Consider the following 25,360-nt stretch of genomic DNA (forward strand, 5'->3'; position numbering starts at 1 on the left):
TTAGGTTGCTCTGATCTGTGTTCAGTGAAAATAAAGTATTAGACTGAAAAATAAAGTATTAGACTGTGAAAATAAAGTTGTAGACTGAGAAAATAAAGTATTAGACTGCTGGGAGTTCGGCACATCATGGATAAATAGACATCATGAGCTAAACCCCGTAACCCCGTAATTATGCGAGTAATTACGGGGTATTTTTCTATTCTGGAGCTGATACAGGTTGAATCTAGGCGAAAAAGTCAGATTTATTCGAAAATCGAATGATCTAAACCAGAAGGAGTTTGCATTAAGAGTTGGGGTCTCACAGGGAACGTTAAGCGATATTGAACGGGGCGTGTGTCTTCCTTCATGCGAGACGATCTCTGCACTAAGAATCAAATTTAATTGTGATTTGAATTGGCTGCTTGATGAGGAAGGTACTGATTCCTCCTCTACTCAAACCACAATAACCAACGAGGAGTTAAAATTACTCGACAGCATTCGGTCTCTCCCACCTAGAGAAAAAGAAGAATTGCTTGAAATCATACATATCAAACTAAGGAAAAATAAATATCCGAATACGGATTAAAATATCCGAAAAGTGTAATTATGGTAACATCACCGAAATACGGGGGTGTTGCTTTGGATAAGTTTGAGATTGGGATCGTAACTTCTAACGGAATATGGTTCGAGGGTAAAATCTATTCATGTTCTCTTGCGTTAAGACAGCAGTGGTATAAGCATGCGGAGTATATTGGCGGATGGCCTGTGTCGGTGAGACGCCTAGAGAACGATAGAGTTGAAGTAATCTTACAGGATAGCACCACTGTAGTGTGTATTCGTGTAGACCACATCCCTGTAGATCAGGTAACACTCAATTCATATTATGTGGAGTTTCAGAGATTAGCTGCTTTACGTAAACAGCTACAGGCCGAGAAAGATACTGATACAGGAGGAAATCTTCATTCGGATAAGCCTACTAACAACTGAGGTGTATCAATGGCAAAGAGAAAACGGCAGCTAACCGAAGCGAAAATCGAAAGAATGATTAAGGAAGGAAGAGGCCAAGGCACAGGGAGAGAATATCTTCCTTGGCTTAAGATTCAGGACGTTCCATCCGAAGGTAGAGCAACTCGTGGATTAGGCTGGACTACAGGCCGAAGACACGAGCTTCTTTCGGATATAGAACGTGATTATTTTTATCTTCTGGACTATGCAGATGAGGTTACGGATATTCGAGAACAGTTTCCGCTGTTGCCGTTAGAAGAAACATTAATGATCGCGGAACAGATAGGTATTGAACACCCTCGTGATCCTAGAACGGGGGTACCAATCGTAATGACAACGGATTTCCTTATCACCTGCAATGATAGAGACTATGCTCGAACAGTTAAGCCATTCAATGAACTGGAAAATGAACGCACAATCGCAAAGTTTGAAATTGAGCGAGTTTACTGGGAAACGCATCATCTTGACTGGGGAATTATTATCGATAAGGATATACCGGACGTAATGGTTAGAAACATCGAGTGGGTGCATAAGGAGTACCATAATGAGGATGTTTCTGAGCTCAGCACATTTACGGTCCGCAACGTAGAACAATTACTTTCTGTTCGTTTGCAGGACGGAGAGAAAATATCGAGCGCTTGTTTAGCATGCGATCAAAAGTTAGGGCTAGAAGCAGGAACTTCTCTCGCATTGTTTCGGCATTTTATTGCGCGAAAAAAATGGATTGTAGATATGAATGAAAGAATTATCCCGTCTCTTCCAGCCGTAGATTTCAAAGTTGCGATTTCTGAATACAGACTTGAAGCCAAGGATGGGTGATTAATGTGCATAATATCGTAGAAAACACGGTGATCGAATGGTTTACATCAGATACTGAGAAACGGCAAATTGAACGAATCTTGTGGGTTTCACCTAGTAACGATGTAGCCATTAGTATTGCTATGGAAGACGACAAAGCATTCCCTTTAATGAAAACCCACTCCGAATATATAGCAGGCTTAGAATCCAATTTATGCAGGGTTGTCGAGTGGGTCAATGGCAATATCCCATTATTAGACCGAGAACTTGATGAAGAATATCTCAATCTACGTGAAAAATCTTGGGATGCAATCAAAGGTATTGTTCTGGATGAGCCGGGATGTTTCGATAAATCCTTTAGGGGTTCACGAGTTCGTGAGGCACAAGAACGTACAGGGCTACATAAGAGTACAATTTACCGTTACTTACGCAGGTACTGGCAAGGTGGGAAGATGAAGAATGCCCTTCTCCCCCACTACAATAATTGCGGCAGCTACGGGAATGATCGAATGCCTGGGGAGGCGAAGCGCGGTCGCCCTAGAAAGTTCGAGGAAGAATCCTTGGGCATTAACATCGATGAGGAGACGAAGCAACTACTACGTTCGGGAATTCGTTTGTTCTACAACAATAAGAACAAGTCGCCGCTCAAGCATGCTTACCAGAAAACACTTGAGAAGTTCTTCACAACAGGATTTCGTCAAGAAGGACAAGCTATAATTCCAATCCTACCTCCCACCGACAAGTTACCGAGTTTCGGACAGTACAGGTACTGGTTCAAGAAGGAGATGGATCTAGAGGATACGCTTAAAAGTCGTCATGGGGAGAAGCGTTTTGCCTTAGACTATCGTCCCATTCTGGGTAGCTCCACCTACGAAAGTTTTGGGCCAGGGTCAAGATTTCAGATTGACGCTACTGTAGCGGATGTTTATTTGGTTAGCGAATACCGGCGGGAATGGATCATTGGACGTCCCATTATTTATATCGTTATCGATGTCTTCAGCCGTTATATAGCCGGAATCTATATAGGGCTGGAAGGTCCAAGCTGGATAGGCGCAATGATGGCATTGGCCAACACGACAATGGATAAGGTGCAATTCTGCGCACAATACGGGATCGATATTGAACCAGAGGAATGGGTCAGCAGTCACTTGCCACAAAAGCTGACTGCGGATCGTGGTGAACTTGAAGGTGAGAAACCAAGCCAACTTATCGATGTGCTTGGTGTCGATGTGGAGAATGCTCCACCTTATCGGGCCGATTGGAAAGGTATTGTTGAGCAGCAGTTTAGACTTGTAAATCTACGGAGCATTCAATTCATTCCAGGGGCTATTAAAGAACGTTATAGAGAACGTGGGCAACGAGATTATCGGTTGGACGCTAAGCTGACACTTAAAGAGTTTACTCAGATCATGATTCGGAATGTTCTTTATCATAACAATCATCATCACATGCTGTGGTATGACCGGAATGAATTTATGGTGGCAGATGAAGTTGCACCTGTTCCTAGGGATTTATGGCATTGGGGTATCATCAACCGGAATGGAAGACTTAAGAAACAACCAGAGAACATCGTGAAGCTGAATTTGATGTATCAAGGTGAAGCTACTGTTACAGCTGCTGGTATTCAATTTAAGGGCATGCATTATGGCTGTGAGTTGGCAATGCGTGAACAATGGTTTGTGATAGCTCGGGCTAATAAAACATGGCGGGTCAAAGTCTGTTACGATCCACGTTCGACTAATGAAATCTATTTATGGTTAGATGAGGGTCGACAATTTGAGACGTGCATGCTTCTCGAACGAGAAGAGCGGTACCGTAATAAGAGGATTGAGGAAGTGGAAGATCTGCTTGAAATCGAGCGGTATCAAGGACGGCATCAGGGATCAAATAATATGTTGTCAAAGATTGAACTCGATGCGCACACGAAGGCAATTGTCGATGCAGCTGCCAAGAAGACTGAGGAAGCTATTCAACAAAGCCAGGAAAGCAGTAATCAGCGTATCAAAGGCACAAGGCAACGCCGTTCTAACGAGAAGCTGATAAATCGCGAGCAAGAGGTTTTTAAGTTGTCAGAACAGGTTACATCGCCCGACAGTCCTACTAGTAATGTTGTTCCTTTGAAACGTGACGGTAAGCCTGAGACGAAACAAACCTATATACCGCCCGCCGACAAGCTGTCCAAAATTAAAGCTTATTTGCTTGAAGATGGTGATGATGATGAGTGAGTTTGATGTTCCGTTATTTCACTTTAGCCGTGGTGAGTTTGTAGAAGCGGAATATCGAGATCCGTTACTTGAGGATTATCGGAATAATCCTCTTTTGGAGGCGTTACCGCCCATATGGGACGACAAGACTGTTGTAAGAAGGCTAGCTTCCAAGCCGATCTTTCATGAATCCGAACGTGAGTTACCTGTTCATCTTCGATTACATTGTGTTCAGCGAATATCCCGGGACTTCTTCAGACCATTATCAAGACACCTTGAGCTTCAACAAAGCATCTCTCGACTCATTAGAGATGGCTATGTAGGTCGTAATCCTCTTACGCCTAACTATGCCTTCAGAGCCCGTAGAGACGCATACGAGCTCATTATGCAAGGCAATACAAACGGGTATCCGGTGAACACCCCAACATCAGCTGGATTCGCTTTGGTGGGCATATCTGGAATCGGGAAGTCAAGCAGTTTACTACGCATTCTTCAGATGTACCCGCAAGTCATTCTTCATCGGAAATATAAAGGTCAAGATATGCCTGCACCCTATCAAATTGTTTGGCTGAAGATGGATTGTCCTCATGATGGCTCCATTAGAGGGTTATGTCTAAACTTCCTCTTGGCCGTAGATAGCTTGGTGGGGACTAAATACTATAAGAAAAATGTGACCAAAAGTCCCGACGAACTCTTGCCTTTAATGGCTCAAGCTGCCGCTGTACATTGTCTTGGAGTGCTTGTTATTGATGAAATCCAGAATCTACAGGAAGCCAAAGATGATCGGGCGGCTCAGATGCTCAATTTCTTTGTACAGCTCGTTAATACAATTGGTTTACCGGTTGTTCTTGTTGGCACCTATAAAGCCCTTCCTGCACTAAATGGAGAATTTCGTAATGCGCGGCGTAATAGCGGTCAAGGTGATGCAACATGGCATCATTTTAAGAAGGATGAGGAATGGGATTGGTTGCTACAGGGCCTGTGGAAGTACCAATGGACAGACAAAAAGGTTGAGCTGGATCAGGAATTCATTGACGTTATGTACGATGAATCTCAAGGAATCTCCGATATAGCAATTAAGCTGTTCATGTTAACGCAATGGAGAGCCCTAGATAAAGAAATTGAACATATTACACCCGAGCTTATTCGTTCTGTTGCAAGGGATCGCTTTACTCTGATACGCCCAGCTTTGGAAGCGCTGCGCTCCGGTAAAAAGAAGCAGATTCAGAAGTTCGCTGATATATATGACAGTGTCTCAATAGACGACTACTTAGAACGGATAGAAGCTGAACAAAGGCAGGCTGAGCGGCTAGAAGTGATTCGATCAGAGCTTGGCTATGATGTTACCGAACAGACTGTAAGTGAACTCAGTGCATGGTTGATTGACGCGGGTATTAATCAGGATATTGCATCAGATGCTGCCAGAGAGGTAACTAAAATTCACCTTCATGAGCTGGACAAGATAGACATTCACAAGGAAGCGCTTAGACTAGCCCTGCAAAAATCATCTGGCCCTAAGAGTAATTTGACTCAACCACGCAGCAGCACAAAGAAGCCCAAAACAATGCCAACTGAACCAAACGACTTACGATTAATTGTGACCCAGGGGAAGAAGAAAAAGATGACGGCTTACGATTCATTGAAAGCCGCTGGTTATATAAAAAGTCCAGTGGAGTTTCTAGGATAAAGGTGATTAGAGTATATGAATGAATGGTGTGCACTTCCGACTCCATACCCTGATGAGCTCTTGTACAGTGTTACAACTCGATACCATCTTAGGTCGAATAATACGAGTGCGAAATGGACGCTTAAGGAAGTTTTCGGTACAGACAACGTCATACCGACAATTGACCTTCCAAGTCATCTTGGAGAGTTTGCTAAAAGATGCATGGTACAAGGGAAATCAACAGATCATTGGATAGAAAAGCACACCCTATTCCCCTTCTATGCTCCATTCTTACCGGAGGCTCGAACTCAACGATTAAGGAAGTTGATGAAGAGTTCCGATGGTTCGGGCATCCATGCTCTTGTTGGTATTACCGCTAGCACACTGGAGACTAACCGGCATTTGCATTTCTGTCCTTCTTGTTTTGATGAAGACATTAATCAGTATGGTGAACCGTATTGGCATCGGGTACACCAGTTATCTGGCTGTCTAGTTTGTCCCAAACACCGTAAAGTTTTAGAGCAAATTACTTATCCGCTCTCCGAGCGACACGGGCTGACGGTATTGCCGATTAAGCGAGTAATGTTTCATTCAGTTCCAGTTATTACTGGTTTACCGGATAAAGTATTTTGCCGTCTTTCCGATATTGCTTGTGACCTCCAATCGCTCCTTCATTTAGCAGAAGTGCCTGTACTCTATGATAGCAAACCTATACTTCTGCCAAGGTTGGCGGAGCTAGGTTATGTAACGGCAGGACAACGTATTCGACAGCATCAGTTACAAGAGCAATTTACCTGCTACTACGGACATGAAATCTTAAAGATGCTAGATAGTCTGCCCGATCGCAATGACTGGAGTTGGCTGACCTTTGCCACAAGGGCTGCGCGGCGTGCCATCCATCCACTACGTCAGTTGCTTCTCTTTCGTTTTTTATACGGTTCATTTCAAGAGTTTATGAGTCATTGGGGCAATACCTATGCTCCCTTTGGTAAAGGACCATGGCCCTGCCTAAACAGAACCGTGGACCATTATAGGAAGTCTGTAATTAAATCTTGTTCCATTACCAGATGTACGGATACAGGACGGCCTGTAGGTACATTTAGGTGTGAGTGTGGTTTTGCGTATTCAAGGCGTGGTCCGGATCGGTCCGAGGAAGATCGGTTATATAGGGGCAGAATCAAATCGTACGGATCTATTTGGGCTTCAAAGCTGCAAGAGTATCTGAGTCAAGGTCTATCATTCCGTAAAATAGCAGCGTTGCTTGACGTAGATACAAATACAATCATCAAGTATTCCAAGACGGAGATTCATGATCGGATTGAGCCAGCTATCCCCAAAAAGGAAATTAAATCTCGTCTTGATTCCCGAGTAAGGACATCGAGTAAACCGCGAGTTGACTGGGAAAAGCGAGATATCGAATTAAGTTGGCAAGTGGAGGAAGTGTGTAAAGGAATGAATTCCGACGATGCCTCTAAACCGATCAGAATCACGAGAGCAGCAATTGGCAAGAGAATCGGAAGACTGAGCCTGCTAGAGAAGTACAAGCGGAAACTCCCCATTACGATGTCAATTTTGGAGCAATACTTGGAGTCGGTCTCACAGTTTCAGATTCGTAGAGTGCGTTGGGCCGCGGAACGATTGAGTGGTGAATGGCCTATAAGGCGATGGAAGTTGATCCGAAAGGCAGGACTGAGGCCAGGGTATAGCAAGGAGGTTTCAGAGGAGATCGATCGTTGTCTTAGTCGTAACACAATAAATTATCAGCATGCGTCTACTGAGGTGATTCAAACATGGCTTCACTAGCTCTACAAGGATGGCCGTTCCCTGATAATCAGGATATTGAATTATTCTGGTTTGGTTCACCCTACATGGATTATAGGGAGAATTGGCGTATCCGTGTAGCTTTTCGAACTCCTACGGGAGAAATAAAGGTTATTTCATTTCCGTGGGGAACAATTCCAACTTTACGCCTAGGGCAAATTTATTCAAACGGTATAAGTGATCCGATTAAGGCGCTAAGCGGAGATGTCCTTAAGGTCACGATAAACAACTTGAACCAGGGCGTAATAACAAATGGATTTAGATTACCTAAACGATTAATTGATTTTGGCAAAAATCCTGAGCTTGGCTTACAAAGGATTATACAGTTTCAATCAGAAGGCTTAACAATCTGTATTCCGCTCATTGAATTCGTTCGAGCGCTTTTTATCAACTCTAAGTATCTGGCTTATTATCTACTCCAGCCTCACGGTCTGGAGTTATTGGTGGAGAAAAGTGATCTTAGGGGAAAAACTCTTCATTTCGATCTAACCAGTCGTGTTCCCGCAAAGCATGCAACTGATACAAACGCACGTCATTTGTCATGGATTTATACCGACTCCAGAGTACGCTCAATGTGGGATTCGGTGTATAACTCGATGTTCAGTCAGGCTATAAAGGATTCACCGGTAAACCCTAGTACTAGACTGAAAAAAGGGTTGCCGCTGAATATTGAACTCCCTGATCTAGGGCCACTTGAATTACATGTTAGAGGCGAGAGATTTATGGATCATGTTTTGGTCAAGGAGATTATAGGAGTCAGCGGCTTCAACCATCCGGCTAGCGAAATCCTCTTCTGGCATCCTTCAAAGAAACATCGTGAGAGCGCCTATGGAGATAGGCAAGTTCGAATTGTTTCGAAACCCACTAGTGAAAATTATATTTTGAATGATGAAAGTGAGAATTCCAAAGAAGACGTAAATCAAGATATTCTGGAAGCCCCTCTTACCGTCATGCAGTTCAATAATTATCCGGTTGTTAATACTCGGAGTGAGAATGTTCAGCATTCCAATAAGGGGAAAGATGTAATTGTTATCTCAGGCAGAGGCGGAAAGAACTTAGGGACGCTAAAGGAAGTAAGTACACAAGACTCAATGGTTGGAGGTGACACACCACCAATCGACTTTCAAAGTTTAGAGACGATCCCGTCAACTCAGGCATTCGGACTTGAAGACTTCTTTAGTATGATTCAACTTTTAAAACAAGAATTTGCAGTTGGGATCCGTATGTCGGTATTACGTGTTCCTACGGGCAAGCGCTTCTCAATTTGTCCTAATGGATCGCGCAGGACATGTGCTATCGTTCAGGTTACAAATACGGTTGTTACAAAGTATATCGTCGAAGTTGCCAGGCCGGATAATTGGTCGATTTCGACCTTAATCCTTGAGCCAACTCAACAAGCAACGATGAAAAGTATCGAGCGGGATATTAAATTTCTACTTGAGGGACTAGTTGAGAAAAATGGCCATTGGGATCAATCTGTCTTAAACCTACGTAGCCAGGTCAAAATCGACAAAGTGAAGCATTACCAAAGTGATAGTGCACGAGATTGGGCGTATAGGATTGCAAATAAATTGATCCATTAACGGACTGATAAATCGCAGTTCGTTTTTTAGTATTGTAATACTTAATTTTAATGTGGTATGATTTGCTCGTGAGCTAGCACTGAAAAGAGGGTGATGAATTGATTGAAACGTTCTGGAATATCTGCCTACTTCATGATATTGGCACCAGGGATCAGCTTCTTCGTGAAGCAGTTCGGGTTATCCGTACGAAGCAGATATTAGAACAAAGTAATCCATCGAATGAGGATCTGACACTAGATCCTGAAGAATTATTTCGATGGATGAAGGAACGCGTAGGTGAGCGTGAACTGGGCCATTTCCCTGGAGACCGGGATTTATTTTATAAATTATATCATGCAGGCAAAGACTTAGACTTGCTGGAATACGCATTGCAGACCTTGCAGCAAGATCGAGTTACCGGTGGAATCATTGTTTATCCCGGAATTGTAGAACGGTTCGTGGATATGTGTAAACGCAGTAACTACAAGTCCCTCCTCATTACCGAGGTCGAGAAGTACCTTAAAGGGTTAATTGAGACAAAATTCTTTTTGGAGCCTTTCTCTATAACCCTTTTAACAGAGAGCTACATCGTTGGCAGGTTATTGAAGACGTACTTCGACTCTTCATCCAATGTAACCGTCATTCAAGGCTCCATTTATCAGCCGCTGCCTCTGCAAGAAAAGTATGAAGCGGTATTAGCGATTCCAAACTTCGGAATGAAAATGACCGATGAAGATGATACAACGATTCGAGATGCCGAAGGCGCTGCAATTAACAATCTCGTCCCACTTTTGCAAGAGGGAGGAACAATAAGCGCCACCTTCCCTGCTCGCATGATGTTTCAATCTGGTGCTATCGCAAACTGGCGTAAACAGATTAATGATTGGCTACCAGTAAAATCGATTTGTTTGCTTCCGGATGGCTTGTTCCGTCCCTATACCTCCATAAAGACATACCAAGTGGAGTTTAGTAACTCAATAGGTAAAGAAGTTCTTCTGGGACGTTCAAAGGTTGAGAACACGAAGCTAGTCACAGAGAAAGAGATAACAGTGTATTCCGATCAATTTCGAACGTTTGAAGATTGGCGAATCGAAATGCTGATTGATGAAGATCAAGATGTGATTCGCTCATTCCAGCAAGTTGTAATCCCTAAAGTGAAGCTAAGAGATGTGGCGGAGATCTTTCGTGGCAAGTCGATTCTCAAGCAAGATTTAAAGCCAGGAACGATAAAGGTACTTAACATCTCTAATATAGAAGATGGTAAAGTGGTTCTGGACCGGCTAGAAACAATTGACGAAGCGGAACGGAAAATTAAGCGATACGAGATTTTACCTGATGACCTTGTAATGACCTGTCGAGGAACCGTTACAAAGTTGGCTGTGTTTCCTGAGACCAATGAAACGGTTATTGCCTCGGCAAACATAATCGTTATTCGTTTCAAATCAACGATCCTTAGTCAGTATGCGAAGATATTCTTAGAAAGCCCCACAGGGTCTGCACTTATTCAAAGCTTTCAGCGAGGTACAACAGTAATGAATTTGAATCCTGCTGATGTCGCGGAGATCGAGATTCCTGTCCTCTCACAAGATCAACAGTTAGAACGGATTAACCGATATATACAAGAGGAAGAACGATATAACACCGTGGTTCGAGAGGCGACTACTCGGTGGGAACAAGTGAAGAACCAAATTTACAGTGATTTATATTGAGGAGGACATTTAAGAAATGGCAACAGCGAACTTAGGTTTTGAAGAAAAATTATGGAGCATGGCCGACAAGCTGCGCGGCAGCATGGATGCCGCGGAATATAAGCACGTTGTGTTAGGCTTGTTATTCCTAAAATATGTTTCCGATGCATTTGAAGAGAAGTACGAAGCATTGAAGAATGAGCCTTACGCTGATGCTGAAGATCGGGATGAATATGTCGCTGCGAATATCTTCTGGGTACCGAAAGATGCTCGATGGAGCCACATTAAGAACAATGCCAAGAAACCGGAAATCGGCCAAATAATTGATCAAGCGATGATCGACATAGAGAAAGAAAACTCTTCACTTAAAGGTGTTTTGCCGAAGGATTATGCCAGACCTGCCCTGGATAAAACGCGCCTGGGCGAAGTCATCGATTTGTTCTCGTTCAAAGTTGGCGATGAAGATAGCCGTTCCAAGGATGTGCTTGGCCGCGTATATGAATACTTCCTTAGTAAGTTTGCTAGCGCGGAGGGCAAGAACGGTGGCGAATTCTACACACCGAACAGCGTTGTACGCCTTCTCGTCGAAATGATCGAGCCTTTTAAAGGCCGGGTTTATGACCCTTGCTGTGGATCCGGTGGTATGTTCGTACAGAGCGAGAAGTTCGTCGAAGAACATCAAGGCAAACTCGGTGATATTGCAGTATATGGCCAAGAATCCAACCCAACGACTTGGAAGCTTTGTAAAATGAACTTGGCGATCCGCGGCATCGACAGCAACTTGGGCGAACATCATGCGGATACGTTCCATAACGATCTGCATAAGAATTTGAAAGCAGATTACATTTTGGCTAATCCCCCTTTCAATATCAGTGATTGGGGCGGCGACCGGTTAACTGAAGACGCCCGTTGGGCGTACGGGATTCCACCAGCTGGTAATGCCAACTACGCCTGGATTCAGCACATGGTGAACAAACTGGCTCCAAGTGGTATAGCCGGCTTCGTCTTGGCGAACGGATCTATGTCTACGAGTACAACGACCGAGTTGGACATTCGGAGCAAGTTGGTCAATGCGGATTTGGTGGACTGCATTGTCACGCTGCCAGGACAGTTGTTCTATTCGACGCAGATCCCAGTCTGCCTCTGGTTTATGGCTAAGAATAAAGCTCCAAGAGGGCTCCGTGACCGCCGCGGGGAAATTCTGTTCATCGATGCTCGTAAAATGGGACAAATGGTCGATCGTACACATCGTGAGTTGACGTCTGAGGATATCAGGAAAATCACAGATACTTATCATGTTTGGCGTGGTCAGTCTGAAGCTGGGTCATATGAGGACACGAAAGGTTTCTGCAAAGCGGTGAAACTTGCGGATGTGCAAGAGCATGGATATATCTTGACACCAGGAAGGTATGTTGGGATTGAAGATGTCGAGGAAGATAGTGAGCCATTCGAGGATAAGATGGCTCGACTTATGTCTGAGTTGGCGGAGCAATTCGCTAAATCGCGGCAGCTAGAAGACGAGATTCGTAAGTGTCTTGGGGGGATTGGGTTTGAGTTTTAAAGAAACATTGGTAGGGAAAATTCCTGTTAACTGGTTAATTGTTTCCGTAGGTGAACTAGTAGATGAAGGGGTTTTATTAAAGCCATTGGATGGGAATCACGGAGGGATTCATCCTAAAGGTAGCGATTTTGTTGCAACAGGTATCCCATTTATTATGGCATCGGACATAAATAATGGCGTGTTATCGTTTAATGAATGTAAGTTCATTACCGAGTTACAAGCAAGCAAACTTAGAAAAGGCTTTGCAGAAGAAGGGGATGTTTTAATTACTCACAAAGCGACAATTGGTAGGGTTGCTTTGGTTAAGAAAAACCCCTACAAATTCATCATGTTAACTCCTCAGGTTACTTACTATAGAGTTGCTAATAAAAAAAAGCTGGATAATAAATTTTTGAAATACTACTTTGAGTATAGTAATTTTAAAAGTTTGTTGTATCTTTGGTCGGGAGCGGGCTCAACCAGAAGCTATATTGGTATTACTGAGCAACTTAAATTGCCAATTATTGTCCCGCCTATCGAGGAACAACAGAAAATTTCAAGTATTCTATTTGGTCTTGATGAAAAAATTGAACTCAATAATTCAATAACCAAAAATCTTGAAGAAATGACACAAGCTATTTTCAAACGTTGGTTTGTGGAATTTGAGTTCCCGAATGAGAACGGAGATCCGTATAAGTCCAACGGTGGTGATTTTAATGAAAGTGAATTGGGATTGATTCCGAAGGGGTGGCAAGTATTAAATCTAGATAATTTTGTTCAAATCAATCCAAAAAGGGCAATGAAAAAAAAGGCTATCTATCCATATGTTGAAATGAAAAACCTTATTAACGATTATGCTAGGGTTTTAGAACATACAGATAGGGAGCTTAGTTCTGGATCGAAATTCACAAATGGTGATGTGCTTCTCGCCAGAATTACACCGTGTTTGGAAAATGGAAAAACGGCCTTTGTCGACTTTCTTGAGAAGGACCAGTTAGGTTGGGGCTCTACTGAGTTCATAGTTTTAAGGACGTATGATGGAATTCCCAATGAATTTGCATACTTCCTTGCTCGTTCCGAGTTATTCAGGTCACATGCAATCACAAATATGACGGGATCATCTGGACGTCAGAGAGTGTCTGAATCAGGCCTAAAGAATTTTAGAATTGCACTCCCCCTTGATTTAAAACTGATTGTCGATTTTGGGAGGATTGCTAAAAGCGCTTTGGAATTAATGAAAAAGAACGATGATGAATCTAATCGACTAAAATCAATTAGAGATTCTCTTCTCCCAAAACTCATGTCCGGTGAGATTCGAGTGCCAGTAAAACAGTATTCACGAGTTCAAACCACCGACTTGCCTAAAGCCGCTGAGAGCAAAGAACAATACACTACTACCTGACCAAAGGAGGTGCAATATGGCCCTGTACACCACATCCTACACAGAGAGCGACCTCGAACAAGCCGCTCTGGAGTGGTTCGAAGAACTGAACTACAACAAAGCCTACGGACCGGAGATTTCACCCGAAGGTGAATATCCGGAAAGGCAATTCTATCAGGAGGTCATTCTAAAAGAACGCCTACGTGAAGCGCTTATTCGCATCAACAAACATCTACCTCGTGAAGCAATTGAAGAAGCGATTCGTATTATCGAAGTGCCTCGAAGCCCAAGTTTAATGATTAACAACAAAGCGTTTCAGAAAATGGTTACGGACGGCATTGATGTACAATACCGTATGACCAATGGTGACTATCCTACCGAGAAAGTTTGGTTATTCGACATGCATCCGGACCGTGTGGACAATAACGATTTTCTCGTTGTGAATCAGTTTACGGTAATTGAGAACCAAGTGGATAAGCGTCCAGATGTCGTGGTGTTTGTCAACGGCCTTCCGATTACGGTTTTAGAGCTAAAGAGTGCCTCCAATGAAGAAGTGGGAATCAGTGATGCGTACAATCAGGTGCAGACCTATAAGAAGGCCATCCCGTCTCTATTCACGTACAACTCCTTCATGGTGATCAGTGACGGGGTCAATGCCAGAGTAGGCACGCTGACGGCTGACGAGGAACGGTTTATGATGTGGCGCACCATTGATGGTGAGGACGTAGCCTCCTCCTCACTCCCGCAGCTCGAAGTGCTGATTAAGGGCATGTTCGAGAAAAGTCGTCTGTTGGACATCATTAAGCATTTTGTGTTGTTTCAGACGGATGGTGAACGTCTTTTCAAAATATTAGCCGGTTATCATCAGTACCACGCCACAAATAAGGCGATTGCTGCTACGGAAAGAGCAACGCTTGACGATGGTGACCGTAAGATCGGTGTCATCTGGCATACACAAGGCTCGGGCAAGAGTTTGTCGATGGTCTTTTACGCAGGTAAACTGGTTCTGACACTCGATAACCCGACGATTGTAGTTGTAACAGACCGTAACGATCTCGATGATCAGCTGTACGCTACGTTCAGCAAGTCGAAGGACCTGCTCCGTCAAACCCCACAACACGCCGAAGACCGCGACCACTTAAAACAGCTGCTATCAGTGGAATCAGGCGGTATTATTTTCACTACGGTTCATAAGTTTGCGCCTGAAGAAGGCGAATCGAAGTACCCTGTTCTCACAGATCGCCGTAATGTCATCGTTATGGCAGACGAAGCTCATCGCAGCCAATACGGCTTTCAAGCTGAAATGGTCGCATCGGATGATGAAGCAAAAATCAAGTATGGCTATGCGAAATACATGCGCGATGCGTTGCCGAACGCTTCTTATATTGGGTATACCGGAACGCCGGTAGAACTGACGGATAAGAACACCCCAGCTGTTTTCGGTGATTACATCGACATCTACGACATGACCCGGGCTGTGGAAGATGGCACGACCGTCAAGATTTACTATGAGAGTCGTATTGCACGGTTGGAACTATCGGATACTGAACGTCCAGTTCTCGATGAGGAGTACGAAGAAATCACCGAATATCAAGAGTATTCCCAGCAAGAGAAACTGAAGTCCAGATGGGCGCGTCTCGAGGCTCTCGCTGGTGCGGAGAAACGGGTCAAAAAGGTCGCCAAGGATATGGTCAATCATTACGAGCAGCGTAAAGGCGCCATGTACGGCAAAGCGATGATCGTTGTCATGTCACGGCGCATCGCCATTGATCTGTATAAGGAGATAATCGCCCTTCGCCCGGATTGGCATAGTGATGACGATAACGAAGGCAAAATCAAAATCGTCATGACTGGAAGCTCAAGTGATCCAGCCGAATGGCAGCCTTATATCGGGACAAAGCGGCGGCGGGAACACCTGGCCAAGAGGATGAAGGATTTGAACGATCCTCTAGAGATTGTTATCGTTCGCGATATGTGGTTGACCGGTTTTGACGTTCCGAGCATGAACACGATGTACATCGATAAGCCAATGAAGGGTCATAACCTGATGCAGGCCATTGCTCGCGTTAACCGTGTATTTCGCGACAAGCCGGGCGGCCTAATTGTAGACTATATCGGCATTGCGGATAAGTTGAAGTCGGCACTTCAGCAATACACAGAGAATGATCGCCAGACCGCGGGTATTGACACTGACCAAGCCATTGATTTTATGTTGGAGCGAATTCAACTCATCCGCGAGCAATTACATGGACATGATTTCTCCAAGTTCGCATCAGAGAAAGCCTCTGAACGGATGAAAGCTATCGTAGAAACAGTGGATTATGTGCTTGGACTTGGCGATCAAGGCAAACGTAATTTCGTAAACTGGACGACGGAGCTGGCTAAGGCCTATGCTTTGTGTGCCACGACTGAAGCCGCGGAGTCGGTCAATCTGGAAATCAGTTTCTATAAAGCCGTGAAATCGGGAATCGTTAAGATCATCACTACGGAGAACAAGAAGAAAACAACGAATGAGTTGGACGCTGAACTTAATCAACTGATCTCCAAGTCAATCATGTCCGATGAAGTTGTCGATATTCTCGAAGCGGTTGGTTTGCAAAAGCCGAACATCGCGATTTTATCGAATGAATTCCTCGAGCACGTTCGGGGATTGAAACAGAAGAATCTTGCGGTTGAATTGCTGAGAAGGCTCCTCCAAGGCAAGGTGAAGGCTGTTTCACGTACGAGCATTGTGCAGTCCAAAAAATTCTCTGAAATGCTTGAAGAAGCTATTCGTAAGTACAATAATCGTACTGTTGAGACAACGCAGGTTATAGAAGAGCTCATTCAGATGGCTAAAGAGATGAACGCTGCCGTTAAGCGCGGTGAAGATCTCGGGCTAATCAAGGAAGAAGTGGCCTTCTATGATGCACTTGCCTCAAATGAAGCAGCAAAAGAACTAATGGGAGATTTGGTTTTAAAGCAAATTGCGCATGAGCTTACTCAGGCCATTAAGAACAATATCAAGGTGGACTGGACGCTGCGTGAAAATGTCCGTGCTCAGATGAGGATTACGGTTAAGAGATTACTGAAGAAATACGGATATCCACCTGATCTTGAAAAAATGGCAATTGATTTGGTACTTCAACAGGCGGAGTTAATGGCACAGGCAGAGACAGAAGAATTTAAATACTAATGGACATCAGGCGTAGCTAAAACAGTATTAGCGACGCCTATTTTTTGGGGGTGATTGTATGGTAAGGATAAATAATATATTGGATCAATTATTTAAAAGAAAACAAGATGAAATCTTAAAGAAATCTTTGGTCTTTGAAATAGCCCAAAATCAGCATCCGGACACTACAAGGCCACCATTAGCAGAGATAAGAAGGTTATTCGGGAAACCTGATGAATGTTTTTCTTTTAGTATTGGGTCGCACCCTGATTTTTGCGATCTAAGGGATGATGAATTTCAATACCACTATATAGTCTCGATGTTCATTGATATTTCGGGCTCTACACGTCTTGGTTTAAAGTTTGATTTGCCAGAGGTGAGATTCTATAAAAATGCTATTTTAAAATCTGCGATTGAGATTTTTCAGGCTTTTGATGGACACATTCATAGGTTGCAAGGTGATGCGGTTTTTGCGTTTTTTGGACATAAAGGGATGAAAAAGGCAGATGCTATTATTAATGCTTTAAATGCAGCTTCATTAATGCAAGCATTTAACAAAACTACTTTAACTAACTTTTTCGAAGAAAATGGCCTTGAGCCCTTAAAGATTCGTATTGGTATCGATTTTGGTGATAATGAGAGTGTCCTATGGTCCAAATATGGTATTGGGGATACAACAGAAATTACTACAACTAGTATTCATACTGATCTTGCTGCAAAGTTACAATCAAGAGCGAATGGAAATAATATCATGATTGGTGAAAATGTATATACTTATTTAGATCTTCCTGAGTCATTTTTAGATGTGAAAACTTATCAGGAGAATTATCAAGTAGTTGAAGATAAGTATATTATTAAATCTCCCGCATACTCAATGCGATTGTTTAATTGGAATAAATATCTTAACCAGTTCTCATTCTTGCCTAAAGAGGGAGCAGATGTAATAACCTCGCCAGATCATTTTGAAATTAAGTGCTATGTACTATTTGATGGGAATGAAATTGAATATAGAAGTAACAGTTTTGCACTTGAAAAAGGCTTAAGACTGAAATATGTGTTAGAAACTAAGTTTGTTAAGCCGTCCTATATTAAATGGAGAGTAGAGAATACTGGAGAAGAGGCAACCAAAGAGGGGGCATTGTCATTCACAATGGATTCATATAACGATAGGCTGGAGTGTTACCAAACAACGAAATACAATGGACACCATAATATGGTATGCTCTTTGTTCCATAGGGATAATACGCTGATGGCAAAAGATAAATTTGGTATATACGTAAGTGACAATAAACAAGCTATCAAAAAATTAACACCTTCAAGTCAAATTCAACTCATGAGAGGTTAAAACTATTAAAAGCAAAGGGCTGTATACTTGGAATGGATGAAATTTGTCAAGGAGTATAAACAAAAGTATATACTAATTCTTCGACATATCTTTACACGATGCCTGATGATCTAAAAAAGCAGACTAATACTAAAGAATTCCGGTATGGGGTGAAATAGTGGATAATAACAAAGAGTTTGACTACCATAAACATAATTCAGTTTATATTAGTGATTATATAAAATTCGCTGATGCAAAAGCAGGGGCTGCATTGGGACTTAACGTCGCATTGGTTGGTTTTTTTGCAAAAACATTAAAGGACAGTTGGACGATTACAGCATTAAAGTTGTCTGACTTGTTTTTACTCATCGCTCTACTTTTTCTTATAATTTCCTTGTATTTTATCTTGTGGAGAATTCTTTGGCCTCGATATGTTAAAAGTACACAACTGTATCAATCATGGGGAGGGATAGGCTCCTTTGCAAATTTAGATGACTACTATAATTATCTTAAACAACAGCCTGAACAAAAGTTTCTTAAGGATATGGCTGCTCAGAATTATTCATTAGCCCAAGTGTGTATAAAAAAATACTGGAACTTTGAAAGAGCAGTTGTTTTCTTAACGACAGGCGCTATCTCAGGTGTTGCTGGTTGGATGCTTATATAACTTAAAAATTGGTATGTAACATAAATTCAGTTGAAGATTTCAGTACAATGATAAGGCGGAGGATTCGATGAAGCGTTTATTGAAAAAGTCGCTAAACCCAAGCGATCTCAGCAAGCTATTTCAAGCCGGACAGCTCACCCGAAGGGCAATCTATGGTAGTTTAGACCCTGAGGTTATCCGTGAGCATTTCTCCATTACTGATGTTGAGATTGGAGATAATGCAATCTTAGAAATACCAGGGGTAACATTCGTATTCGACCTAGAGGGATCTTCCGCCAACATCCGTGATCATGGTGAACGGGATTTCATCAATACATATGCTGAAATGTTTAGCAACCTGACTGGCATCATTTATCGTAATAATGGCATAGTGGAGAAATTTCCAGGGGATGGTATAAGCGCCCATTTTCTTAAACTTGAAAATGAGCAAAGTTTAGCTTCGTCTAGGTCTAGGGCGGCAACTGCTGCATACGAAATTCAAACATACATGAGTAGACTAGGTTATAAAGGGTTTCGAATTTGTATGTGGTCAGGGGAAACAACGGTAGCAACGACAATTGGAAATGAAATTCACCATGAACTCATTAGTGTTGGACATGGTGTAAATATGGCCCATAAGCTTGAAAAGATTGTTAAAGAGAACGGGTTCACTGTGGGAATGGACTACGAAATATCAATCCACTACAAGGGGAAAGCAAATAGGGCTATAAATCAACGTATTTTACCACATAACCTAATGACTCATGAGGTAAAACATTGGTATGGAGTAGTCTAATACTTTATTTTCTTAATACATCTCCGTTATTAATTAACTCAGTAAGCTAGTCTAAAACTTATTTTTTAAAAGCTAACGAATTTTCAACTCGAATATCCCGTTAAATCAACAACTCTAGTCTAATACTTTATTTTCACTGAACAATCTGAATGCGTTAAATATTGTTTGTAACTGCAAAATAAAGTTTGTAACTGATAAAAGAAGTTTGTAACTGCAAAATATAGATTGTCACTAAGGTTGCTCTGATGTGCTCAGGGCAACCTTTTTTCTTTGGGCTAGAATTTAGGCAGAGATTCATGCATGTTACGGCCTATATGCCCTTCTGACGCGTCTAACATCGAACAAAGGTTTTTTTTCATTGATCTATGTTTATGTGTGTTTCTGAGCATTACAGAGGGTTCTGAGGTCCATGCGGAAGCGGGAGCAATGTGGGAACGTATTAAGCTTAACCGAGGGGCGGGATATAGTTGTACATCCAAGTACGGATCCTTCAGCCAATTAGTCAAAAGCAGCCCAGATTTATTGGAGGTATTCATTGAATGTATGATGATATTGATAATCCATAGCGAACTTGCTCTCGTGCGGAAAATTCAAAAAGTTGATACGGGATTATGTATAAATCCCATAAATGATTTAACACTAACTTGGTGATTAAGAATGAGAGCAACCATAGCTAACAAACATCAAAATGCAAAGAACTGAAAAATAATAGTGGTGGTAATAGTATGGATAAAAATGAATCACTAGAGATAAGATTAATAGATTTAAAAGATTCGGAAAGAGTCTTTTATTTAATTGATAATTCAAGAGAACATTTAAGGAAATGGCTTCCGTGGCTTGATGAAACTGTAGAAGTGAAAAATACTGAAGAATATATAAAACTGAGTATTAAAGCAAAGGAACAAAACCTGGGCTTACAATTAGTAATTATGAACAGTGAAATTGTGGGAATTGTGGGCTTTAATTTAATTGATTGGCCCAATAAAACAGGGTATGTGGGTTATTGGCTTGGCGAGGAATATCAAGGAAATGGTATTATGCTGCATGTTGTCAAATCTTTGGTTACATATGCTTTTGATGAAAGGAAACTAAATCGTATCGATATACGGATTGCTGTGGAGAACATGAAAAGTCGAGCAATACCTGAACAATTGGGGTTTATAAATAAGGGAAGAATTCGGTAGGCAGAATGGCTCTATGGCCATTATGTTGATCATATTGTGTATGGCATGTTATCTGAAGATTGGAATAGGGGAACGTAATAAAGCAATTGCAAGATGAAGGTCACTTCACTGTGATGGTCTAAAGAGTCAAAATTAATACAAATAAATTAACGAAAGAGAACAGTTCTTGTGAGCTGTTCTTTTTTGTTTGTCAAACTAGGAAGTTGCACTGCAAATACGCTGTCGGTATGCGCTGATGACGAATGTACTTAACTTAGTAAAAGAGTAAGAAAATTAGGCTCATTCGCATGTTGACATACCCCATGGGGGTATAATATGATTAAATCAACAAAGAACATACCCCTTAGGGGTATGTGTAAAAATTGATGAGGTGAATGTTATGGCTAACGAACAAACAACGTTACAGATAAACGGAATGACCTGCGCTGCATGCGCAAATCGTATTGAGAAAGGTCTCAATAAATTGGAGGGTGTGACGAAGGCAACGGTCAATTTCGCTCTGGAAACGGTTAGCGTTGAGTTTAATGCCTCTACGGTAACGCTTGAAGCCATGCAACAGAAAGTAAAACAACTAGGGTATTCGGCTGATCTGAAGAAAGAGCAAGGAGATACTGGGTCGAACAAAGAGCATATCCAGGTCCAAAAGCTTAAATTCTTTGCCTCGGCTGTTCTGTCTCTGCCGCTGTTATGGGCGATGGTCGCACATTTCTCGTTTACTTCGTTTATCTGGTTGCCAGATGTGCTTATGAATCCATGGATTCAGTTTGCGCTTGCTACTCCAGTGCAGTTCATCATCGGCGGGCAGTTTTATGTAGGTGCATATAAAGCACTGCGAAATGGTTCTGCCAACATGGATGTACTGGTTGCGCTAGGAACATCGGCTGCTTACTTCTACAGCCTCTACATGACGATTGAATCGATAGGCCACGGCGCGCACATGGTCGAACTGTATTATGAAACGAGCTCGATATTAATTACGCTTATCCTTCTAGGGAAACTTTTTGAAGTTAGAGCCAAGGGTCGTTCTTCAGAAGCTATCAAATCACTCATGGGTTTGCAGGCCAAGACAGCACTTGTCATTCGAGACGGCGTTGAACTCGAGTTACCTATCGAGAACGTGCTGGTCGGTGACGTGATTATCGTTAAACCAGGCGAGAAAATCCCTGTTGACGGTATCGTTCTAGAAGGCCTCTCTTCGGTAGATGAGTCCATGCTTACAGGAGAGAGCTTACCAGTAGAGAAAAAGGTAAATGACACGCTTATTGGAGCAACGATCAACAAAAATGGTGTACTTCGTATGCAGGCGACGAAGATTGGCAAGGAAACCGCGCTTGCGCAAATCATTAAGGTCGTTGAGGAAGCGCAAGGCTCCAAGGCGCCGATCCAACGGGTTGCGGATAGAATCTCGGGCATCTTTGTTCCAATTGTCGTAGGGATTGCTGTCTTGGCATTCCTTATCTGGTACTTCTTCGTTTCACCTGGAGACTTCGCTGAGGCGCTTGAAAAGGCTATAGCGGTTCTCGTAATTGCCTGCCCTTGCGCACTTGGTTTAGCAACGCCAACCTCTATTATGGCCGGTTCCGGTCGAGCGGCAGAGCTGGGTATTCTATTTAAGGGCGGCGAGCACCTAGAGTCGACGCACCGTCTGCAAGCCGTGATACTGGATAAAACCGGAACGGTAACGAAGGGAAAACCGGAACTTACGGATGTGCTCGTCGAGAAAGCTTTTGAAGAAGATCAATTTTTATCTTGGGTTGGTGCAGCCGAGAAAAACTCCGAACACCCATTGGCTGAAGCGATTGTCACAGGGATTGAAAAACGAGGCTTTTCTCTTCCGCGGACGGAGTCATTCGAGGCTATTCCGGGTTATGGTATCCGTGCCGTTGTAGAGGGTCATGAAATTCTCGTGGGAACCAGAAAGCTCATGGCACAGTTCAAGGTAACCGCTGTAGAGGCTCTTGAAGACATGGAGAGATTTGAAAGTGCGGGGAAAACTGCGATGCTGGTGGCCATTGATCATCAATACGCGGGAATGGTCGTGGTCGCGGATACAATAAAAGATACTTCAAAATCGGCAGTCGCGAAATTGAAGCAACAAGGCCTTCAGGTTGTTATGATCACAGGCGATAATGAACGTACTGCACAAGCTATCGCACGAGAAGTAGGTATAGATAGCGTTCTCGCCGAGGTTTTACCCGAGGGTAAAGCCGAGGAGGTCAAGAAGTTACAATCCACAGGTCTTAAGGTAGCAATGGTTGGAGACGGGATTAATGACGCACCAGCCTTAGCTACAGCCGATATTGGTATGGCAATCGGTACAGGGACAGATATAGCGATGGAAGCTGCCGATGTAACGTTGATGCGCGGCGATTTAAATAGCATTCCAGACGCTATTACAATGAGCCATAAAACCATGGCGAACATCAAGCAGAATTTGTTCTGGGCATTAGCTTATAACATTATCGGTATTCCGATAGCTGCCGCAGGCTTCTTAGCCCCTTGGCTGGCAGGTGCAGCAATGGCGCTTAGTTCCGTGTCTGTTGTCCTGAATGCTTTGCGATTACAGCGTATCAAACTATAAACAACACAAACTTTAGAATAGAGTTGAAGAGATATGAAAACAACATTGAATGTCCAAGGAATGTCTTGCCAGCATTGCGTGAACAGCATTGAAGGTGCGCTTAAGACGAAGGGTGTCACAGCTAAAGTAGATCTGGCTGCTAATCAAGTAACGGTCGAATTCGACGAGAACAAAATCTCGGTCGCTATTGTGAAAGAGACGATTGAAGAGCAAGGGTACGACATCGTATAAATCAAAGAAGTGAGGCGTTGGGGATGAAAACAAACATCGATCTGTATACAATTCCGACATGCAGTGATTGTAACTATGCTAAACGTTTCTTTAAAGAACACCAGATTCCATACACCGAATACAACTGCGAGAACAATGTGAGCTATGCGCAAGAAGTTTTGCGACTAACCGGGAAACAGGTTGTTCCGACTCTTGTTATAAACGATAAAGTGTACGTTGGGTTTGCCGAGAATTTGGTGGCAATTAAGCAGCAGCTAGGGCTTTCCTAAACAACGCAAACCAAATGGGATGGGAATAACCCGTCCCTTATGGTTTCGAATGAAGTCCCATTGCAGTTGATTTTACTTCAATCAGAGGTGGATATCTTGGGGGATAAGACCAAAATTGCAATAAGTGCTCCTATTCAAGTGGGTGGCAGTTTATTCACATCGGAGCAGCTTTCACAAATTGGAACCATCGTCGGAGCGGATGCAAAAATTGAGATGACCACGTTCAAACAGCTCTACGCTGAAGTACCGATCGAACGGCGGGATGCAATAAAAGAGGGGCTTGAACTTCAGGGCTTGGAAGTTTATCCTGCCGGGTTCGCTACGAAAAGTTTAATTGCCTGCAATTTTTGCAAAGGTGCCGAAGAAGCGAGTCTGAGTGCCGCAAAAACGTTAAATAAGGCGATAGCCGGTATAGAAACGCCTATGCCGTTAAAGGTCGGCTATGCGGGTTGTGCGCTAGGTACAAGCGAGCCGCTACTGAAAGATATCGCGGTCGTCAAAATGCGCGATACCTTTGACATATACGTTGGGGGAGAGCCAAAGGGAATTAAAACTGCCATTGCCAAGCAGCTCCTAACCGGTTTAACGGAAGAACGTCTCGTTCCAGTCGTTACCGCTATCATCGATTTCTATAAAACACATGCAAAAGGGAAGGAGAAGTTCAGCAAGTTCGTGAATCGTGTTACACTTGAACAACTACAGCAGGTCGCAAACAAACATTAAAAATGATACGACGTAAAACCCCGGTCAAATCGACCGGGGTTTTACGTTATTCAGTCGACGATTCAGCAAGATTCAACGTTGCCTCCGCTATGGACTTCGTCAATGCATCCATCGGTAACTTCAGCATCGTGCCGTGTCCCACCGCGAGAAGGGTAGGAGAATATTCAATCAGCTTGCTGGCACTTTTCAGCGCGGTTATTTTGCTCCAGGTTCCCTTGGATGGATACGGGAATGTCGGCCGTAATTGACCCGCAACTGCGATTCCTCCCTCGATTTGAAAAGCGTCACCGGCAATTAAATGACCATTACGTGTATCAAAGAAGGCCATCGATCCAGGCGTATGCCCTGGCGCATCTAGTGCCAATAAGGAACCGATTCGATCTCCTTCATGGAGCAGAATATTCGGCCTCGTTTGGACGTTTTTAGGGATTGCGCCGCGGACTGGAGAATTCGACTCTTCTGGATTCAATGAGAGGTCTCCTAATAGCAGGCGAGATTCTCTTGCCGAAATGTAGACGGCGAGATTCGGTAATGCTTGTTTCAGAGCATCAAGAGAACCTACGTGATCATGATGAACATGGGTCAGAACAACCTTAGTAATAGGCTTCCCTATCTGTACAGAGGCTTCAAGGATTTCCTCTGCGCAACCAGGGATTGACGTATCGATTAAAGTTAATTCCTCGTCTTCCTCCACGAAATAACAATTTACAGACAGGGATTCCTTATTGAAAAAAGTCAATTGATACAATGTATCTTCAATTTCAAGACGCATGACTTAACCCCCTCATACTGTTTTTGATACCGTGCT

General features: G+C 43.0%; 17 protein-coding genes and 2 pseudogenes. 18 read left to right on the forward strand and 1 reads right to left on the reverse strand.

Annotated features, from left to right (window positions below):
* The first annotated feature begins 217 nt into the window (after positions 1-217).
* From FHS18_RS18835 to FHS18_RS18920, 18 genes and pseudogenes are all read left to right on the forward strand, one after another.
* A complete protein-coding gene (locus FHS18_RS18835) occupies positions 218-565 on the forward strand; it encodes a helix-turn-helix domain-containing protein (RefSeq protein ID WP_183601645.1) in 348 nt (115 codons plus the stop codon).
* A gap of 410 nt (positions 566-975) precedes the next feature.
* Positions 976-1,803 (forward strand): TnsA endonuclease C-terminal domain-containing protein, encoded by an 828-nt coding sequence (locus FHS18_RS18840; protein ID WP_183601646.1) that lies wholly within the window; start codon positions 976-978, stop codon positions 1,801-1,803.
* Between the two features lie 5 nt (positions 1,804-1,808).
* Positions 1,809-4,007: a Mu transposase C-terminal domain-containing protein gene (locus FHS18_RS18845; protein ID WP_343060577.1), complete on the forward strand. Its 2,199-nt coding sequence runs from the start codon at positions 1,809-1,811 to the stop codon at positions 4,005-4,007.
* A complete protein-coding gene (locus tag FHS18_RS18850) occupies positions 3,988-5,673 on the forward strand; it encodes an ATP-binding protein (RefSeq protein ID WP_246427780.1) in 1,686 nt (561 codons plus the stop codon). Before FHS18_RS18845 ends, FHS18_RS18850 begins: the two co-directional genes overlap by 20 nt.
* A gap of 15 nt (positions 5,674-5,688) precedes the next feature.
* Complete coding sequence (locus FHS18_RS35430) at positions 5,689-7,455, forward strand: TnsD family Tn7-like transposition protein (RefSeq protein WP_183601647.1); 1,767 nt, start codon at positions 5,689-5,691, stop codon at positions 7,453-7,455.
* The gene (locus tag FHS18_RS18860) at positions 7,443-9,056 is read left to right on the forward strand and encodes a Tn7-like element transposition protein TnsE (protein WP_183601648.1); all 1,614 of its coding nucleotides are present in this window, start codon (positions 7,443-7,445) and stop codon (positions 9,054-9,056) included. The genes FHS18_RS35430 and FHS18_RS18860 overlap by 13 nt, the downstream gene beginning before the upstream one ends.
* Positions 9,057-9,154: 98 nt before the next feature.
* The gene (locus tag FHS18_RS34455) at positions 9,155-10,744 is read left to right on the forward strand and encodes a restriction endonuclease subunit S (protein ID WP_183601649.1); all 1,590 of its coding nucleotides are present in this window, start codon (positions 9,155-9,157) and stop codon (positions 10,742-10,744) included.
* A gap of 16 nt (positions 10,745-10,760) precedes the next feature.
* The gene (locus FHS18_RS18870; RefSeq protein ID WP_183601650.1) at positions 10,761-12,284 is read left to right on the forward strand and encodes a class I SAM-dependent DNA methyltransferase; all 1,524 of its coding nucleotides are present in this window, start codon (positions 10,761-10,763) and stop codon (positions 12,282-12,284) included.
* The gene (locus FHS18_RS18875; RefSeq protein ID WP_183601651.1) at positions 12,274-13,665 is read left to right on the forward strand and encodes a restriction endonuclease subunit S; all 1,392 of its coding nucleotides are present in this window, start codon (positions 12,274-12,276) and stop codon (positions 13,663-13,665) included. The genes FHS18_RS18870 and FHS18_RS18875 overlap by 11 nt, the downstream gene beginning before the upstream one ends.
* A 16-nt stretch (positions 13,666-13,681) precedes the next feature.
* The gene (locus FHS18_RS18880) at positions 13,682-16,819 is read left to right on the forward strand and encodes a type I restriction endonuclease subunit R (RefSeq protein ID WP_183601652.1); all 3,138 of its coding nucleotides are present in this window, start codon (positions 13,682-13,684) and stop codon (positions 16,817-16,819) included.
* 79 nt (positions 16,820-16,898) lie between these two features.
* Entirely contained in the window at positions 16,899-18,143 is a 1,245-nt protein-coding gene (locus FHS18_RS18885; protein ID WP_246427767.1) for a nucleotide-binding domain-containing protein, read from the forward strand.
* Between the two features lie 157 nt (positions 18,144-18,300).
* Entirely contained in the window at positions 18,301-18,789 is a 489-nt protein-coding gene (locus tag FHS18_RS35210) for a Pycsar system effector family protein (protein ID WP_183601654.1), read from the forward strand.
* Positions 18,790-18,856: 67 nt separating this feature from the next.
* Positions 18,857-19,564 carry a hypothetical protein gene (locus FHS18_RS18895; RefSeq protein WP_183601655.1) on the forward strand — a complete coding sequence of 236 codons (708 nt, stop codon included), beginning with the start codon at positions 18,857-18,859 and terminating at the stop codon, positions 19,562-19,564.
* A 725-nt stretch (positions 19,565-20,289) separates the two neighbouring features.
* Positions 20,290-20,826: pseudogene (locus FHS18_RS18900) on the forward strand (GNAT family N-acetyltransferase).
* Positions 20,827-21,157: 331 nt separating this feature from the next.
* A pseudogene (locus tag FHS18_RS18905) lies at positions 21,158-23,329 on the forward strand (heavy metal translocating P-type ATPase); the annotation flags it as partial.
* Between the two features lie 33 nt (positions 23,330-23,362).
* Positions 23,363-23,560, forward strand: coding sequence for a copper ion binding protein (locus FHS18_RS18910; RefSeq protein ID WP_183601657.1), 198 nt, complete (start codon positions 23,363-23,365; stop codon positions 23,558-23,560).
* A gap of 23 nt (positions 23,561-23,583) precedes the next feature.
* On the forward strand, positions 23,584-23,829 hold the full coding sequence (locus FHS18_RS18915) for a glutaredoxin family protein (RefSeq protein ID WP_183601658.1): 246 nt from the start codon (positions 23,584-23,586) through the stop codon (positions 23,827-23,829).
* Positions 23,830-23,868: 39 nt separating this feature from the next.
* Positions 23,869-24,552, forward strand: coding sequence for an NAD(P)/FAD-dependent oxidoreductase (locus FHS18_RS18920; RefSeq protein ID WP_183601659.1), 684 nt, complete (start codon positions 23,869-23,871; stop codon positions 24,550-24,552).
* Positions 24,553-24,598: 46 nt separating this feature from the next.
* On the opposite strand, the gene FHS18_RS18925 is transcribed toward FHS18_RS18920, so the two are convergent.
* Positions 24,599-25,324 (reverse strand): MBL fold metallo-hydrolase, encoded by a 726-nt coding sequence (locus FHS18_RS18925; protein ID WP_183601660.1) that lies wholly within the window; start codon positions 25,322-25,324, stop codon positions 24,599-24,601.
* Positions 25,325-25,360: the final 36 nt, after the last annotated feature.

Source organism: Paenibacillus phyllosphaerae (genome assembly GCF_014192105.1).
Classification (GTDB): domain Bacteria; phylum Bacillota; class Bacilli; order Paenibacillales; family Paenibacillaceae; genus Paenibacillus_Z; species Paenibacillus_Z phyllosphaerae.